Raw genomic sequence first — 15477 nt, 5'->3', positions numbered from 1 at the left:
CCCGCAGGGTGGGCCGCGGCTTCATTCCTTGGTGGCGCCGGCGAGCATTCCCGCGACCAGGAAGCGCTGGGAGAAGAGGAAGACGACCAGGACCGGGGTGATCGCCACCAGCGTGGCCAGCGCCAGTTGGGGCCGCTCGATCGCGAGGGACCCGACGGTCGGGTTGAACGACGGCACGTTGCTGAGCAAAGTGCCGACACCCACCTGCACCGGCATCTGGTCGCTCTCGGGGAGCATCACGTACGGCAGGAAATAGTTGGTCCAGTTGGCCACGAAGCTGAAGAAGCCGACGAGCGCGATGACGGGCGTGGCGAGGGGAAGGGCGATGTGGCGGAACGTCCCGAACTCCGTGCACCCGTCCATCCGGGCGGCCGCCAGCAGATCCCGGGGCACGGCGGTGGTGAAGTAGATGTAGGTCAGATACACGCCGAACGGGTAGAACGAGTACGGCAGGACGATCGACCACATCGTGCCGATCAGATGCAGGGCGTTGATCTCCAGGAACAGCGGGACCACCAGCGTCGCGTTCGGCATCAGCATCACGATCAGCGTGGCGATGAGCAGGGCGCGACGCCCGCGGAACTCCGTCATCGCCAGCGCGTAGCCGGCCGGCACGGCGACGCACAGGGTGATGACCAGGGAGATCCCGGCGTATATCGCGGAGTTGCGCAGCCACAGCAGGATCGCGTTGTCCTGGAAGGCGGTCAGCGCGTCCCAGTTCGCCTTGAGCGCGTGCCAGGAGCCGAAGGACAGCGGGTTGCCGTACACGAGCTGGTGGTCCGTCTTGGTGGCGGCCAGGACGAGCCAGAGCACGGGCAGCACGAAGAACACCACGAACGCGGCCAGGACGGCGGCGACGAGCGCCCGGGACGCGTAGCGTCGGGGAGGAGTGCGGCGGGTGCGGGACGGCCGGCGCGGCGTGGGGCTCGGGCTCACGCTGATCCCTCCGGGACGTGGACGCACACCGGGGTGCGTGGAGGCTTCACTCGGCATCGAAGAATCCCGACCGTGCGACGAAGAGGGCGGCGGCCGACAGACTGACGACCAGGAGTTCGACGGAGACGGCGGCGGCGCCGTTGATGTTGTTCATCTGGAAGGCGAAGTCGTACGAGAGCTGGTTGAGCGAGTAGTCGCGTCCGGCGACGCCGACGCTGGCCATGGACAGCAGCTGTGGCTCGACGAAGAGCTGGGCGCCGCCCGCGAAGGCGAGGATCACCATGTAGACGATCCATTTGCGCAGCATGGGGATCTGCACCCGCCAGGCGGTCTGCCAGGCGCCCGCGCCGTCGATGCGGGCGGCCTCCATCACGTCCTTGGGGATGTTGTTGAGCGCCCCGTAGATGACGACGATCCAGCCGCCCGCGCCGGTCCAGAACGCGATGATCGTGAACAGCAGGGGCAGGTGGCCGGGTGCGATGACCTCGCCGAACGTGTCGTATCCAAGGGCGCCGAGGAGGGAGTTGACCGGGCTCACCGTGGGATCGAGCATGAACAGCCACACCAGCACGCTCGCGGCGCCGGCGAGGGCGCCGGGGATGTAGTAGAGGAACCTCAGGGCTTTTCCGGCGCCGCTGGAGGACAGCCGGTGCAGCAGCAGGGCCAGGCCGACCACGATCACCACCAGGGACACGAGCCAGAAGAGCAGGTAGAGCGCGACGTGTCCGAGGGCCGGCATGAACCGGAAGTCCTGCATCGTGGTGACGAAGTTGTCGAGGCCGGTGAACGCGCCCTGGGCGTTGCTGAAGGCGAAGTAGACGGCGTAGACGGTCGGGACGACGCCGAACGCGATCAGCAGGACGAGGTAGGCGGCGACGAAGGCGGCGCCCGCCCGGCTCTGCCGCTGGGCGCCCTGGGGACGCCGGCGTACGGAGCCGACGCGGGAGTGGGTCATGGTCACTGCGAGACCTTGTATCCGTTGGACTGGGCGTACTTGACGATGGAGTCCTGCCAGGCCGGCAGCAGCGAGACGATGGTCTTGCCCTGCGTCAGACCGGGCTTGACCGTCGCGGCCCAGATCGCCTCCTGGCTGAACTGGCCCGAGCCCCAGCCCGGCCAGACCTGCGCCGAGGCGTCCTTCAGCACGTCGATGCCGCCCGCGTAGTAGCCGGAGGCGTTCTGCTGCGCCAGCCAGGTCTCCGCCGCCGGTGCGTAGGCCGGGAAGCCGGGGGCGACCTTGCCCTGGTAGGCCTCGTCCGTCGTGACCCAGGTGAGGAAGTCGGTGGCCGCCTTGATGTGCTCGGAGTGCTGGGAGAGCAGCCAGGTGCCGCCGCCGACGTTGCCGGTGGACGGTGAGGTCTCACCGCTCCACTGGGGTATGGGCGCCGCCGCGATCTGTGCGGCCGGGGTCTTGAAGGTGTCCTTGAACAGTGCGCCGCCGTACCAGGACGGGCCGGGCATCATCAGCACCTTGTCGGCCTTGTTCTTGCCGAAGTCGGTGCTGAAGACCCCGCTGATGGACATGGACTTGTTCTCGATGAGCCCGTCCATGAGCTTGGCCATCTTCGTGCAGGCGGCGCTCGTGGTGTTCACGGAGACGGACTTGGCGCCGGTGATGTGGTTGGCGCCGCACTTGCCGGCCCACAGGTAGATCTCCGGAGTGTAGGAGTCGCCGGCGTCGCCCACGAGGTAGCCGGGGTGTTCGGCGGCCACCTTCTCGCCGACCTTCTGGTACTCCTCCCAGGTGGTGGGGACCGCGTAGCCGAACTTCTTCATCAGCGGCGCGTTGTACCAGAGCACGGCTTGGGAGAGGTCGTTGCGCAGGCAGTAGACCGTGCCGTCCACCGTGCAGACGTCGTTGGCGCCCTTGGTGAACTTCCCGAGCGTCTCGGCGGGGATGAGCCCCTTGTTCAGGGGGGCCGCGAAGTCGGCGTCGGCCGCCCAGCTCACCTCGTTGTTCTGCGAGCTGAAGACGACGTCCGGCCAGCCCTTGCCGGTGCGGTTGAAGAGCTGCACCTTCGTCTGCAGGTAGTTCGACCCGTTGGCGTCGCCGTCGTAGGTGACGATGTTCAGCTTCACGTCCGGGTGCTGCTGCTGGTAGAGCTTCGCGGCGGCCAGCCGGGTCGAGTCCACCCACACGGTCAGGGCCCCGCTCTTCTGCGGTACCTGGTTGAAGCCGTCCTTGCTCGTCGTTCCCGTGGCGCCGGAACCGCAGGCTGCGGCGGTCGCGACCACGGTGGCCACGCATCCGGCGAGGAGCATCGGTCGCCTTGTGGCCAACGCTGTTCTGCGGACAACGGACTGCTTCATCGCGGTCATGAGTGACTCCATTACGTGGCTGGCGTCCGTGGGGAACGGGACGGGTGAACGTGGCGTCGCCACGACCGACGACATCGCACGAAAAGGTTTCGTGGACGTTGCGTCCGCGCCGTCGCACCGAAAATTAGGCCGCCTTATATGGGTGTCGGTCAAGAGGATGTGCAGTCACAAAATTGGATTCTCTTGCCGCTTGACCTCGGAATCTGTTTCTAAATGACCGCTATGTGCTGATTTGCATGGCGCGATTACGGTATGGTTGCCAAAGGTCCAGCAGAATAAGTACGATTCATTTTGGCAGGGCAGGGGGTTCAGTAGAGTGACTTCGAAGGGTGGGTGCGCTCCGTGAGACCAGTGATGGGGGTAGGGCAGATGAACGACACGTCCGCGACCGGGACCTCGGCGGCGTCGCCGTCCGACAGGGCGACGCCTTCGGGCCGCGGGGCGGAAGCGGGGCGCGACTACCGTCCGGGCTATGAACTCGTCGCGGAGCGCATCCTGGAGTTCATCACCGAGTCACGTCTGGTCCCCGGCGACCGGCTGCCGACGGAGAACGATCTGGCCGGGCAGCTGGGCACCAGCAGGGCGGTCGTGCGCGAAGCCGTCAAGATCCTCTCCGCGCTCGGGCGGGTCCGGGCGCACAAGGGCCGTGGTCTGTTCGTCGCGGACGACGAGGGCATGCTCACCGCCAGCCGCTGGGGCGGCTTCTTCCGGCCCACCGACCTGGACCACATCTTCATGCTGTTCGAGTTCCGCAGAGTCCAGGAGATGGCCGCGGCCAGCTTCGCGGCGACCCGCGCCACCCCGGCCGAACTCCGGGCGATGGAGGTGGCCGTGCAGACGTGCCGTCACGGGTTCGTCCACGGACAGGTCGAGGTGTTCAACCAGGCCGACGACGACTTCCATGCCGCGATCGCGGCTGCCTCCCACAACAGCTTCCTGGTCGACGCCATAGGCGACGCCCGCCGCCTGCAGCGGCAGTCCAGCGCCATCGGGATCCACAACACGCTCAGCCCCCACTCCGAGGCCGCCGTCGAGGAGCACGCCGCCATCTACGAAGCCGTGCGCGACGGCCGGCCGGAAGCCGCGGCCCAGGCCACCGCCCTGCACCTCGACAGGACGCTCGAGGACTACCGACAGGAGATCCAGCGCCGCGTGTTCGGCTGAGCGGGAGAGGCGGGCCGACTCGCCTGCGTGAATCACGCGCGGAGCGGCCGGTGCCCGGCGGACGCTACCGGCGGGCCAGCTTCCGCAGGATCAACGAGGAGAGCGGCGTGGGCAGGGCGCGCAGGGTACGGACCAACGCGGCTGTGGGCCGGGGGAAATACGCCTGCGCCGGTTCCCTTTCCAGGGCCCGTACGACGAGGCGGCCCGCGGTCCGCGGGCTGATCTGGAAGGGCTTGGGCAGCCCGTCCGCGCTGATCCGCTCGGTGTCGACGAAGCCCGGGTGGATCGAGGTGAACCGGATTCCTCTGGGCGCCAGTTCGGTGCGCGCGGCGTCGATGAGCGTGCGCGCCGCCGCCTTCGCCGCGGAGTAGGGGCCCTGGCGGGGGATGCCCATCAGCCCGGCCAGCGAGTTGGTGTGGGCGATGAGTCCACCGTCCCGCTGGCCGCCCATCTGCCCGATCAGCGGGATGAGGTAGTTGACGACGACGTCGTAGTTGAGCGCCATGATCCGTGCGACGTCGGCCACGCTCACCTCGTCCATGGCCATGTCGGGTCCCTGGCCGGCGTTGAGCAGTGCGATGTCGACGCCGCCGTACTGCGCCGCGGCGGCCGTCACCACGCCTGCGGCGGCCTGCGCGTCGAGGGCGTCGGCGGGTATGTCCAGGCAGGCGCTGCCCGCGGCCCGGACCTCCCGCGCCACGGAGGCCAGCTCCGGGGCGCGCCGCGCCGTGAGGACGAAGCGGTTCCCGTTGTGGGCGAGTTGGCGTGCCACCTCGGCGCCGATGCCCGACGAGGCGCCGACGATCAGGATCGTCCGGTCGGTGATGCGCGCCATGGCGTTCCTTCGCTCGGGAACGAGGGGCGCGGAGCTCGCGGGCCCTCACCGCGGTGCGGGTTCGCTCAGGGTCGCTCATCCCACTGAGTAGGTCAATCGACCCGGACGGATGACCTGCTCTTGCCGGGCTCGGACCACACGTCGGGCGGGACGACGCCGAGCGACCGGCCGCGCGGGTCGAGGAGCCGCCCGAGGAGCTTGTCGTGGCGCAGGGTCATCGTGCGATCCGTGACGACGAGGCCCGGATGGACGTCGCAGAGACGGGTCTCCAGCCGCAGCACGTCGCTCACGGAGTGCAGAGCGGCCTGGACGACGAGATTGTGCTCGCCCGTGACGGCGGCGCAGTTGCGGACTTCGGGAAGACGGACGAGGGCGTGCCCGATGACGGACAGGTCCTTGACCGGGGCCGTGGCCCAGAACGTGACCGCGACGGGCCACCCGCCGAGCGGGCGGGCGAAGTCGCAGCGGAAGCGGACCAGGCCGAGCCCGGTGAGCCGCCGCAGACGACGCCTGACCGTGAAGGCGGTCGTGCCGAGCGCCTCCGCCAGGGCCTGGAAGGACGCCCGGCCGTCGTGGTACAGCAGGCTCAGCAGCGTGCGGTCGTGCGAGGAGATCTCCTCGCTGCCGCTGCCCCGACCGGGGTCCCCGCCACCGGGCGGCGCGGCCAGCCGTGAGCACTGTTCGGGGTCCAGGGCGTCGATCTGCCACTGCCCGCCCTCGGCGAACATGTGGGTGACGATCCTGGCGCGTACGGCGGCGATGCCGGCCACGGCCGACAGGACGTCCAGGGTGTAGTGCGCCATCGACGCGACGTCGGCGGTGGCCACGGTGGCGAGGAGGCGGTGGGTGTCCGCGGACCGCTCGATGGTGACCGCGTGCGGGTGGTCCCGCAGCGTGCCGACGACGGCGTCGGCCGCCCCGGCCGCACAGTCGATCTCGACGAAGGCGACGCACAGGCGGTGCAGCAGCGTGGGCCCGGGGGATACTCCGACCCACGCCTCGCCCCGGTCGGCGAGGCGGCGGAAGCGGCGCGCCGCCGTGACGGCGTCCACGCCGAGGGTGCGGCCCAGCTCGGTCCAGGAGGCGCGAGGTCGTAGTTGCAGGGCGTGAATGAGTGCGAGATCGCCCTCGCTCAGCACACACCGCTCCTCTCCGTATCCTGCGTGTGGTCCTGCCGGTGGGAGTGAATCCTGCACTTGGCGGGCCCGTGCGGCGCAGTGTCGCACTCTGGACGCCCGCACGTCTCCTGTGCGTGACGCAGCCGAGCGATGAGGTGTCCGTGATGGCGTTCGCCGACTACCAGAACGAGATCTACCTGAACGGGCTGGGAGGGGTACTGCCCTCGTTCCCCATGGAGTTCGCGGAATGGGAGGCCAAGGCACGCGCCGCGCTGCCGCCGTCGGTGTGGTCCTACGTCGCCGGCGGCGCGGGGGACGAGCACACCCAGCGGGCCAACGTCACCGCCTTCCAGCGCTGGGGCCTGATCCCGCGCATGTTCGTCGGCGCCGCGCAACGCGACCTGACCGTGGAACTGTTCGGCTTGACGCTGGCGTCCCCGGTGTTCCTCGCGCCCGTCGGTGTGATCGGTCTGTGCGCCCAGGACGGGCACGGAGACCTGGCGGCGGCCCGGGCCGCCGCCCGTACCGGGGTGCCCATGGTCGCCTCGACCCTGTCCGTCGACCCGCTGGAGGACGTCGCCGCCGAACTCGGTGACGCCCCGGGCTTCTTCCAGCTCTACACGCCCACGGACAGGGCCCTCGCCGAAAGCCTCGTCCACCGCGCCGAACGGGCCGGCTACCGGGGCATCGTCGTCACCCTGGACACCTGGATCACCGGCTGGCGCCCGCGTGACCTCGCCGCGTCCAACTTCCCGCAGCTGCGCGGCCACTGCCTGGCGAACTATTTCGCCGACCCCGTCTTCCGGGCGGCGCTGCCCCGCTCGCCCGAGGAGGACCCGCAGTCCGCGATCCTCCACTGGACCCAGATCTTCGGCAATCCGCTGACCTGGAACGACCTGGAGTGGCTGCGCTCCCTGACCGACCTGCCGCTGATCGTGAAGGGCATCTGCCACCCCGAGGACGCCCGTCGCGCCCGGGACGGGGGAGTGGACGCGATCTACTGCTCCAACCACGGCGGCCGGCAGGCCAACGGCGGCCTCCCCGCCCTCGCCGCACTGCCCGCCGTCGTCGAGGCCGCCGAAGGCATCCCGGTCCTGTTCGACTCCGGTGTCCGGGGCGGCGCCGACATCGTCAAGGCCCTCGCCCTGGGCGCGACGGCGGTCGGGATCGGCCGCCCGTACGCCTACGGATGCGCGATGGGCGGCACGGACGGCATCGTCCACGTCCTGCGCGCGCTGCTCGCGGAGGCCGATCTGATCATGGCGGTCGACGGATACCCCTCAGTGGCCGACCTGGTTCCCGGAGCGCTCCAGGCCCTGTAGGCGGCGGGCCCGGTGCGGTCCGGCGGGGGGCGTGACTGCCGGCCGGCGGGACCGGCCGGCAGCTGGGCAACCGGTGCGACGAGGCGGCTGGGCGTGCGCCGGCCGGTCGCGCGACGCGGTCCACGGCTACTTGTCCGAGTGCGGCGCGTCCGCTCGGGCCTCGGGCGGGTGGGGGTAGGCGGCTGACCGGTGCTGGAAGGAGAGGATCTTCGGGTTCTGGACGACGCCGTCGCGGATCTCGATGGCCTTGGCGACCGTGACGTCGCCGTCCCATGCCAGGGGGCCGCTCATGACCTTGCGCAGGTACGGCAGGAGTGCCTCGCTGATTTCCCAGGTGGCGGAGTTCCACAGGTGGGACGGGCTGTGATCCACCGCGTAGTAGTGACAGCCCGGCCCCACCGTGAGCATGGGCTCGCCGAAGGTGGTCGGCCGGGCCCATCCGAAGCCCATGCCCTCGTCGCAGGCGACGTCGATGAAGAAGGTCCCCGGCCGGAACAGGGCGAGTTCCTCGTCGGTGACGAACGTCAGCGGCGCGTCGGTGTCCTGAAGAACGCAGTTGACGATGATGTCGAACCCGGCCAGGTACTCCGCCAAAGGCACGGAACCGGCCGAGGTGAAGGCACGCAGCCGCGAAGGGTCGTCCTCCTGCTCCTCGAAGTGCCCCATCACGACCGACGGCATCGGCGAGGCCACAGCAGCGGCGGCGCGCTGGGTGAGCACCGTGACGTCGGAGACCCCCATGGCGCCCAGGCCCGTGACCGCACCGCGCGCCGTGGCCCCGAAGCTGATGACGGCCGCCCGCAGGCGGCGCCCGTAACTGCCGGTCAGCCCGCCGAGCTGGAGGGCGTGCAGCACCGAGCAGTAGCCGGCGAGCTCGTTGTTCTTGTGGAACACATGGACGCTGAAGGCGCCCGTGGAGGTCCAGTGGTTCATGGCCTCCCAGGCGATCAGGGTCAGCCGACGGTCGATGGCGAGCTGGGTCAGCTTCTCGTCCTGGACGCAGTGCGGCCATCCCCACAGCACCTGGCCTTCGCGCAGCTCGGCGATGTCGTCGTGCACCGGCTTGGGCAGCAGCAGGACCTCGCACTCGGCGAGGAGTTCCGCGCGCGAGCGCAGGCCGGCCACGAGTGGTCGCAGCGCGTCGTCGGCCACGCCGAACCGTCGGCCGTAGCCCTGTTCGAGGAAGATCCGCTCGCGCATGTCCGGTGCGATGCGTTCGAGGTGGCTGGGGTGCAGCGGCAGCCGGAACTCGTTCTCCTTGCGGGAGGAGGCAAGTACTCCGAGGCTCATCAGGCTCATGTGGGGCGGCTCATTTCCGACCGGACGCGATGCGCTCCGGGATCGCCGTTCCCCGAGGGCGACGCCGAAACGGATGACGGCGTGCGAGGTGCGCTCGGTACGGCCACCCTACTCCCGTCCGGGGCCCGGGGACGGCGGTGAAGAATCAGGGCCGAGTTCCCGTGAGGACGGTGAAGAAACCAGGTGAATCGGCCGTGTGTTCCTCCATTCGCCGGGCACGAGGAGCGTCGGAGGTTGATAACCATGATTCCCCTGCTTCTCGTTCTGCTGCTGGCCCTGGTTCTCTTCGGCGCGGGCTTCGCGCTCAAGGCACTGTGGTGGATCGCCGTCATCGTGCTGGCCGTCTGGCTGCTCGGCTTCGTCATGCGCAGCGCCGACACCGGCGGCCGCAAGGGCCGCTGGTATCGCTGGTAGCCCGTCCGGCACCAGACCGTCCGTGGGCCCCGGGAACACCCGGGGCCCACAGGCATGTCCCGCCTCGGAACATCGCTTGCGGCAATCGGTGTAACCGCCACCTTCACCGGGCAGCAGACCTCATGGCTGGGGCCCGGTGAAGCAGCGGAACCTGCACCTCCATCCACCGGACCCCAGCCGCACCGCGTTCGGCAGGGCCGTCAGCTCTCGGCGTCGTAGCGCTCGCGTGCGGCGTGGACCTCGTCGAAGTGGGTCTCCGCCCAGTCCTTCACGGCGACCAGCAGCAGGGCGAGGTTGCTGCCGAGCGGGGTCAGGGCGTAGTCGACGCGGACCGGGACGGACGGGGTGACCTTCCGGGTGAGGATGCCGTCGCGTTCCAGGGTGCGCAGGGTCTGGGTGAGCATTTTGGGGCTGACGCCGGCGATCTTGCGGGCGAGGTCGCTGTAGCGCATCGGGCCGGGAGCGAGGGCGGACACGACCAGGCTGACCCACTTGTCGCTGATGCGGTCCAGGAGCTGGTTGGTCGGGCACGCCTTGAGGAAGGCGTCGTACTCGGCGCGGGCCTTCTCGCGCCGCTGGGCCGCGGTCATGGTCGGCATGGCGCTCCCCTTCCCTGTCCGGGGGCTTTCCCCTGCCCGCGTGCTCTCCTCGCGGTGAGGTAGGCACCTGCGGGTAACTACTTCCTCCTGGATAGTAACTCTTCCTAGGGTTGTTGCTGCAAGACGGAGAGCACATCAGGACCTGGATGGCAGGGAGTTGTCATGCGTGCAGCAGTAGTGCGGTCGTTCGGCGGGCCCGAGGTCGTGGACCTCGTGGAGCGGGAGCTGCCCGAGCCGGCCGCGCGGCAGGTGCGGATCAAGGTGGCGGCGGCCGCGCTGAACCCGGTCGACGCCGGGGTCCGCTCCGGTGTCTTCGGGGGCGCGGGCAAGGAGATCGGGCTCGGATGGGACGTGGCCGGGACCGTGGACGCCACGGGGGTGGCCACCGCCTGGAGCGTCGGGGACGAGGTCGTGGCCCTCGACTACGGCATGGTCAAGCCGCTCGGCACACACGCGGAGTACGTGGTGGTGGACGCCGCCGCGGTCGCGTCGGCACCGGCCACGGTCGACGCCGTCCACGCGGCGACACTGCCGCTGAACGCGCTGACCGCCGCGCAGGCCCTCGACCTGCTGGACCTGGCGCCGGGCGCGTCGCTGCTGGTCACCGGCGCGGCGGGCGCGGTGGGCGGGTACGCCGTCCAGCTCGCGGCGCGGCTCGGCCTCGCGGTGACCGGGCTGGCCCGGGAGGACGACGAGGAGTTCGTGCGGTCGCTCGGGGCGACCGGGTTCGTCACCGGGGAGGGCGCGGCGGGCGCGTACGACGGTGTCCTGGACGCGGCGGTCCTCGGGGAGGCGGCGCTGGCGTGGGCGCGGGACGGGGGCGCCTACGCGGGAGTGATCCCGCAGGCCCAGCCCGCGTCCGTGCGGGGCGTGCGGACGACGGCCGTCGAGGTGAGCGCCGACGGGGCGCGACTGGCCGAGTTGGTGCGGCTCGTGGACGAGGGAGTGCTCTCCCTGCGCGTGGCCGAGGTGTTCTCGCTGGCCGACGCGGTCAAGGCGCACGCCCGTCTGGCGGAGGGCGGGGTGCGGGGCCGACTGGTCCTCGTTCCCTAGTGGGGGCGTGCGGTGTCGAGGGGGCGGTGTGAGGGTGCGGTGCCGAGGGCGGCCGATGTCCCGGTTCGTATCGTTGGCGGGACACTGGTGGAGTGACGGACATCGAACGGCAGAGGGACCAGCGCCTGGAGCGGACCATCCTGGAACTGCTCGATCGACGGGGTCCGACGGCGACGATCTGCCCCTCCGACGCCGCGCGGGCGGTGTACGACGGGAACGGCGACGGCTGGCGCGCGCTCATGGAACCGGCCCGCCGCGCCGCCCGGCGGCTGGTCGACGCCGGCGAGGTGGAGATCACGCAGGCGGGCCGTCCCGTCGAGCCGACCGAGGCGCGGGGCCCGATCCGCATCCGTCGCACGAAGTGACACTGCCCGGCCTGAGACCCGTGTGCCCACGTCGCTCGAATGCCCAGGCACTGGCAGGGAGTGGCGGGGGCTGCAGGGGCTGCGGGGACTGACGGGTCCAAGATCGGGCCGCCACCGCGAAGGCTCCCGTCGGTCCACCCGCTCTCCGGCGGTCGATGCGTTCGGAGGGCTCGTCCTGGCCGCGTCGAGTGTCTATGTTTCATGGAAACGGGTGTGCCGTTGCCAGCGCTCTTCGGGCTCACGGATGAGGTGACCGGTCGTGGACGATCCGTCAGGGAGCAGTGGTCAAAACCAGGATGAGATCGCGGAGTTACGGGCTCGCGCCGAAGCCGGGGACCGGAACGCGGCGGGCAGGTTGGGGGAACTGCTGGCCAAGCACGGCGACCGGGAAGGCGCTCTGCAACTGTGGGCCCGTACGTATGGCGACCGTGCGCCCACGACAACGCGGTTGGGGGAGCTGCTGGCCGAGAGCGGCAACCTGGCGGGTGCGGTCGAGGTATGGAAGTTCTCGGACCCGGTGTGGCAGAACCCGGCCGGATTTCACCAGGAGTACCTGGACACGCTGGACGCCGACGAGCGTGCGGATGAGGACGATCCCGAGGACTGGGCCTTCACGGAGTCGGAGCAGTTGGCCAACCTGCTGGCCGAGCGGGGCGACGAGGCTTCGATCGCGGAGTTGCGGGCTCTCGCCGATGCCGGCAATTCGGCCGCGGTGAAGCGGCTGACCCAGCTGGACAACTGATCCGTTGACGCGCGTCCGGTCAGACTCTGCGTGGTGGAGCGGGAGTTGGGGGAGGTGGGGCTCGCGCGAGTCGACGCGGCCTGGTCCTTGCGGAGTCGGCGCGCTCGATGGCGTCGGCCCGTGGCTTCGGATCGCGATCGTGCCCGGCTCGGCAGCGCACGCGGCACCCGCGCCGCCGACGGGTGGGGCCCGCGGCGACCCCTCTTCGGGTGGCCCCGAGTCGCGTCGGCGACGACGCTATGGCGCAGTCATGACAGTCGCGGGACCTTCCTCGGCGGCCGTTGCGGAGGGCCGGCCGGGGGGCCGTGACTGCGGGCCACGGGGGGTGTCGTGAGAGTCGCGGAAAGTCATGCGACGCAGGTCGGGGAGGGGCGACGGGTGCGGTCCGGAATCGACGTGGTCTGCGACATATGACCGCCTGGGTCGTTATGTGTAGCTTGAGGTGCCTGCCCTCCGCGCGGCCTCGCGCGCAGCAGGGTGTGCCGCTCCCGACCGTTTCCCTGGAGACCCATGCGCCCCCGAATAGCCTCCGTGCCGCCTGCCGCCCTGGCAGGCGGTGCGCTGACGCTCGGCGTCGGCGCTGTCTACCTGGCCGGGCTGCTGCTCACGGGCGGCGAGATCGAGGCGGGCACGACGGTGCAAGGGGTGGACATCGGGGGCCTCAGCCGTGAGGAAGCCGTCCACAAACTGGACGAGCGCCTGGCGGCGAGCAGCTCGCAGAAGCTGGCCGTACGCGTCGGCGACCGCGGCGCGACCGTCGACCCACGGCAGGTCGGACTGGCCCTGGACACCGAGCGGACCGTCGACCGGGCCGTGCGCACCGCCTCGGATCCGATCAGCGTGTTCGGCGGGTTCTTCCGCTCAGGGGGAGGCGCCGTGGAACCGGTCGTACACCTCGACCAGAACAAGGCCCGCGCCACTCTCGGCAAGCTGGCGAAGACACTCGACCAGCCGGTCCGCGAGGGCGCCGTCACCTTCGCCGACGGCCAGGTCGAACAGGTCACCCCGCGTACCGGTTATGCACTCGACGTGGACGCGGCGGTCGGCACGCTACGGACGTCCTTCCTGCACCGCGGCTCGGACACGGTCGTCACCCTGCCTGTCCGCGAGACGAAACCGAAGGTCACGGCCGTGGAGGTGCGCCGAGCCGTGCACGACTTCGCGCAGCGGGCCGTGTCGGCGCCCGTCACGCTCACCGCGGGCGGCAAACGGTTCACCATCGATCAGACCGTTCTGGGCCGGCACCTGACGATGCGCCCCGACGACACCGGCAAGCTGACGCCGAAGCTGGACGGCAAGGGTCTGCGCGCGACCCCCGCCGTGGCCCGCAACCTGGCCGACGTCACCACCACGGCCCAGAACGCCGGACTGCGACTGGACGGCGACCGGGTCGTGGTGGCCGACGACGGCCGAGTCGGCGTCCAGGTGACCGACAAGGCGCTGAGCAAGGCCGTGTTGCCGCTGCTCACCAGGACCGGCGCAGCCCGCAGCGGCGAGGTGGCCGTGCGACGGATCCAGCCGGAGTTGACCCGGGACAACGCCGCCCGGCTGGGGCTGAAGGAGAAGATGTCCTCCTTCACCGTCCACTTCGAACCTGCCGCCTATCGCACGACGAACATCGGCCGGGCCGCGCAACTCATCAACGGCTCACTCGTCCAGCCCGACAGGACCTGGAGCTTCAACCACACCGTGGGGCAGCGCACCAAGGGCAACGGCTTCGTCGAAGGCGTCATGATTCTCGACGACCAGTTCACCAAGGCGCCCGGCGGTGGAGTCTCCTCCGTGGCCACGACCATGTTCAACGCGATGTTCTTCGCCGGAGTCAAACCCGTGGAGTACGGCGCGCACTCCTTCTACATCGAGCGCTACCCGGAGGGCCGTGAGGCGACGGTCGCCTGGGGCAGCCTCGACCTCCGGTTCGCCAACGACTCCGGGCACGCCATCTACATACAGGCCGAGGCCACCGACACGTCGGTCACCGTCAACTTCATCGGCACCAGGAAGTACGACGAGATCAAGTCGGTCAAGGGGCCCCGCACCCACGTGAGGCAACCCGAGCGGAAGGTGAGCACCGACAAGAAGTGCGTGCCGCAGACCCCGCTCGAGGGCTTCGACGTCACCGTCGAGCGGGTCTTCTACAAGAACGGTGCGGTGGTCGAGCGGCAGCCGTTCCACACCCGCTACACCCCACGGGACGAGATCACCTGCGAAACCCCTCGGTGATCGCGGCGCAGACGCCCGGTCGACGACCCGGGGCGCTCCTCAGCCGACCCGCCAGGGACGCAGCTTCTCGGGGTTGCGCACCGCCCAGATACGCCTGATCCGCTCGCCCGAGATCTCGAACGCGAACACGGTCACGATGGCGCCGTCCTGCTGCGCCACCAAGCCGGGCAGGCCGTTGACCGTGTACTCCAGGAACGTCGTGCGGTCGCCCGCCAAACGGGCGATCTCGGCGTAGGCGCGTGCGATCCGCTCTCCGCCCACGATCGGACGCGGGTGGGTGACGGCCAGCCCGCCGCCGTCGGCGATCGCGGTGGCGTCGGGGTCGAGCAGGCCGATCAGGGCGGCGACGTCCTTGGTCTCCCACGCCGTCTTGAACTGCCTGACGATGCCGGCCTGCCCCGCACTCGGGGCTGCGGGGGCCTGCGCCGTGCGGATGCGACGTCGGGCGGACGAGGCCAGTTGGCGGCAGGCCGCCGGAGAGCGGCCCACGATCTCGGCGACCTCGCCGAAGGGGTAGCGGAAGACGTCGTGCAGGACGAACGCGACGCGCTCGGCCGGGGTCATCGAATCGAGGACGACCAGGAAGGCCATCGTCACCGACTCGTCGAGGGTGACCCGATCGGCCGGGTCGATCCCGCCGGCGCCGGAGCGCCCGGTGATCCACTCCGTGGGCTCGGGCAGCGGTTCCGGTATCCAGTCGCCCACATACGTCTCCCGCCTGGCCCGTGCCGAGCCGAGCAGGTTCAGGCAGATGCGGCCGGCGACCGTCGTCAGCCAGGCGCCTGGCGACGCGATGGCCTGCTGATCCTGTGCAGACATGGCGTACCAGCGGGCATAGGTCTCCTGTACGACGTCCTCGGCGTCGGCAAGGGACCCCAGGAGTCGGTAGCCGAGGTTGATCAGCCTTCGCCGCTCACTCATGATCGCGCCGAGGCCCGGATCGCTCTGGTCGTCTCCGTACTCGCCTCTGGTGGTCATGGTCTGGCCGTCTCCTCGCTCGCTTCTGTGCCTTCACCCGTTACGACAGGACAGCGCACCGGAATGTATGGCCGACCCGCCGCCTCACATTCCGAAGGCCCGCGTTGTCG

Annotated in this window: 15 protein-coding genes; 7 read left to right on the top strand and 8 right to left on the bottom strand. The window is 70.2% G+C overall.

Annotation, left to right across the window (positions count from 1 at the left end):
* Window positions 1-21: 21 nt before the first annotated feature.
* The 3 genes from ACZ7DE_RS33900 to ACZ7DE_RS33890 form a co-directional block, all read right to left on the bottom strand.
* Complete coding sequence (locus ACZ7DE_RS33900) at window positions 22-846, bottom strand: carbohydrate ABC transporter permease (RefSeq protein WP_470768016.1); 825 nt, start codon at window positions 844-846, stop codon at window positions 22-24.
* Window positions 847-982: 136 nt separating this feature from the next.
* Window positions 983-1897: a carbohydrate ABC transporter permease gene (locus ACZ7DE_RS33895; protein ID WP_470767953.1), complete on the bottom strand. Its 915-nt coding sequence runs from the start codon at window positions 1895-1897 to the stop codon at window positions 983-985.
* Window positions 1894-3255, bottom strand: a complete 1362-nt coding sequence (locus ACZ7DE_RS33890; RefSeq protein WP_470767951.1) for an ABC transporter substrate-binding protein — start codon at window positions 3253-3255, stop codon at window positions 1894-1896. The genes ACZ7DE_RS33895 and ACZ7DE_RS33890 overlap by 4 nt, the downstream gene beginning before the upstream one ends.
* 369 nt (window positions 3256-3624) lie before the next feature.
* On the opposite strand from ACZ7DE_RS33890, the gene ACZ7DE_RS33885 reads away from it, so the two are divergent.
* Window positions 3625-4419, top strand: a complete 795-nt coding sequence (locus ACZ7DE_RS33885) for a FadR/GntR family transcriptional regulator (RefSeq protein WP_470767949.1) — start codon at window positions 3625-3627, stop codon at window positions 4417-4419.
* 64 nt (window positions 4420-4483) lie between these two features.
* On the opposite strand, the gene ACZ7DE_RS33880 is transcribed toward ACZ7DE_RS33885, so the two are convergent.
* Together ACZ7DE_RS33880 and ACZ7DE_RS33875 are read right to left on the bottom strand one after the other, a co-directional pair.
* The gene (locus ACZ7DE_RS33880) at window positions 4484-5254 is read right to left on the bottom strand and encodes an SDR family NAD(P)-dependent oxidoreductase (protein ID WP_470767947.1); all 771 of its coding nucleotides are present in this window, start codon (window positions 5252-5254) and stop codon (window positions 4484-4486) included.
* A 92-nt stretch (window positions 5255-5346) separates the two neighbouring features.
* Complete coding sequence (locus tag ACZ7DE_RS33875; RefSeq protein WP_470767945.1) at window positions 5347-6393, bottom strand: Lrp/AsnC family transcriptional regulator; 1047 nt, start codon at window positions 6391-6393, stop codon at window positions 5347-5349.
* A 143-nt stretch (window positions 6394-6536) separates the two neighbouring features.
* Here ACZ7DE_RS33875 and ACZ7DE_RS33870 point away from each other — a divergent pair, with 143 nt between their 5' ends.
* The gene (locus ACZ7DE_RS33870) at window positions 6537-7694 is read left to right on the top strand and encodes an alpha-hydroxy-acid oxidizing protein (RefSeq protein ID WP_470767943.1); all 1158 of its coding nucleotides are present in this window, start codon (window positions 6537-6539) and stop codon (window positions 7692-7694) included.
* 126 nt (window positions 7695-7820) lie between these two features.
* Here ACZ7DE_RS33870 and ACZ7DE_RS33865 read toward each other — a convergent pair whose 3' ends face one another.
* Window positions 7821-8993 carry a N(5)-(carboxyethyl)ornithine synthase gene (locus tag ACZ7DE_RS33865; RefSeq protein ID WP_470767941.1) on the bottom strand — a complete coding sequence of 391 codons (1173 nt, stop codon included), beginning with the start codon at window positions 8991-8993 and terminating at the stop codon, window positions 7821-7823.
* Between the two features lie 243 nt (window positions 8994-9236).
* Here ACZ7DE_RS33865 and ACZ7DE_RS33860 point away from each other — a divergent pair, with 243 nt between their 5' ends.
* The gene (locus ACZ7DE_RS33860) at window positions 9237-9407 is read left to right on the top strand and encodes a hydrophobic protein (RefSeq protein ID WP_470766621.1); all 171 of its coding nucleotides are present in this window, start codon (window positions 9237-9239) and stop codon (window positions 9405-9407) included.
* A 200-nt stretch (window positions 9408-9607) separates the two neighbouring features.
* Here the strand turns inward: ACZ7DE_RS33860 and ACZ7DE_RS33855 are convergent, their stop codons facing one another.
* Window positions 9608-10006 (bottom strand): winged helix-turn-helix transcriptional regulator, encoded by a 399-nt coding sequence (locus ACZ7DE_RS33855; protein ID WP_470767939.1) that lies wholly within the window; start codon window positions 10004-10006, stop codon window positions 9608-9610.
* A gap of 162 nt (window positions 10007-10168) precedes the next feature.
* Here ACZ7DE_RS33855 and ACZ7DE_RS33850 point away from each other — a divergent pair, with 162 nt between their 5' ends.
* The 4 genes from ACZ7DE_RS33850 (at window position 10169) to ACZ7DE_RS33835 (ending at window position 14389) form a co-directional block, all read left to right on the top strand.
* Window positions 10169-11059 (top strand): NADP-dependent oxidoreductase, encoded by an 891-nt coding sequence (locus ACZ7DE_RS33850; protein ID WP_470767937.1) that lies wholly within the window; start codon window positions 10169-10171, stop codon window positions 11057-11059.
* A 92-nt stretch (window positions 11060-11151) separates the two neighbouring features.
* Window positions 11152-11424 carry a DUF3253 domain-containing protein gene (locus tag ACZ7DE_RS33845; protein WP_470767935.1) on the top strand — a complete coding sequence of 91 codons (273 nt, stop codon included), beginning with the start codon at window positions 11152-11154 and terminating at the stop codon, window positions 11422-11424.
* Window positions 11425-11683: 259 nt separating this feature from the next.
* A complete protein-coding gene (locus tag ACZ7DE_RS33840; protein ID WP_470767933.1) occupies window positions 11684-12166 on the top strand; it encodes a hypothetical protein in 483 nt (160 codons plus the stop codon).
* 510 nt (window positions 12167-12676) lie between these two features.
* Window positions 12677-14389, top strand: coding sequence for a VanW family protein (locus tag ACZ7DE_RS33835; RefSeq protein WP_470767931.1), 1713 nt, complete (start codon window positions 12677-12679; stop codon window positions 14387-14389).
* A 39-nt stretch (window positions 14390-14428) separates the two neighbouring features.
* Here ACZ7DE_RS33835 and sigJ read toward each other — a convergent pair whose 3' ends face one another.
* A complete protein-coding gene (sigJ, locus tag ACZ7DE_RS33830) occupies window positions 14429-15367 on the bottom strand; it encodes an RNA polymerase sigma factor SigJ (RefSeq protein ID WP_470767929.1) in 939 nt (312 codons plus the stop codon).
* Window positions 15368-15477: the final 110 nt, after the last annotated feature.

This window comes from Streptomyces sp. NPDC037083 (genome assembly GCF_055606485.1).
This window is presented reverse-complemented; position numbering and strand designations above follow the sequence as displayed.

Bases quoted from the DNA above. Each gene is read 5' to 3' on its own strand.
- sigJ (WP_470767929.1), bottom strand. From the start codon at position 15,367: ATGACCACCAGAGGCGAGTACGGAGACGACCAGAGCGATCCGGGCCTC.
- ACZ7DE_RS33880 (WP_470767947.1), bottom strand. From the start codon at position 5,254: ATGGCGCGCATCACCGACCGGACGATCCTGATCGTCGGCGCCTCGTCG.
- ACZ7DE_RS33865 (WP_470767941.1), bottom strand. From the start codon at position 8,993: ATGAGCCTGATGAGCCTCGGAGTACTTGCCTCCTCCCGCAAGGAGAAC.
- ACZ7DE_RS33870 (WP_470767943.1), top strand. From the start codon at position 6,537: ATGGCGTTCGCCGACTACCAGAACGAGATCTACCTGAACGGGCTGGGA.
- ACZ7DE_RS33855 (WP_470767939.1), bottom strand. From the start codon at position 10,006: ATGCCGACCATGACCGCGGCCCAGCGGCGCGAGAAGGCCCGCGCCGAG.
- ACZ7DE_RS33890 (WP_470767951.1), bottom strand. From the start codon at position 3,255: ATGACCGCGATGAAGCAGTCCGTTGTCCGCAGAACAGCGTTGGCCACA.
- ACZ7DE_RS33885 (WP_470767949.1), top strand. From the start codon at position 3,625: ATGAACGACACGTCCGCGACCGGGACCTCGGCGGCGTCGCCGTCCGAC.
- ACZ7DE_RS33835 (WP_470767931.1), top strand. From the start codon at position 12,677: ATGCGCCCCCGAATAGCCTCCGTGCCGCCTGCCGCCCTGGCAGGCGGT.
- ACZ7DE_RS33850 (WP_470767937.1), top strand. From the start codon at position 10,169: ATGCGTGCAGCAGTAGTGCGGTCGTTCGGCGGGCCCGAGGTCGTGGAC.
- ACZ7DE_RS33860 (WP_470766621.1), top strand. From the start codon at position 9,237: ATGATTCCCCTGCTTCTCGTTCTGCTGCTGGCCCTGGTTCTCTTCGGC.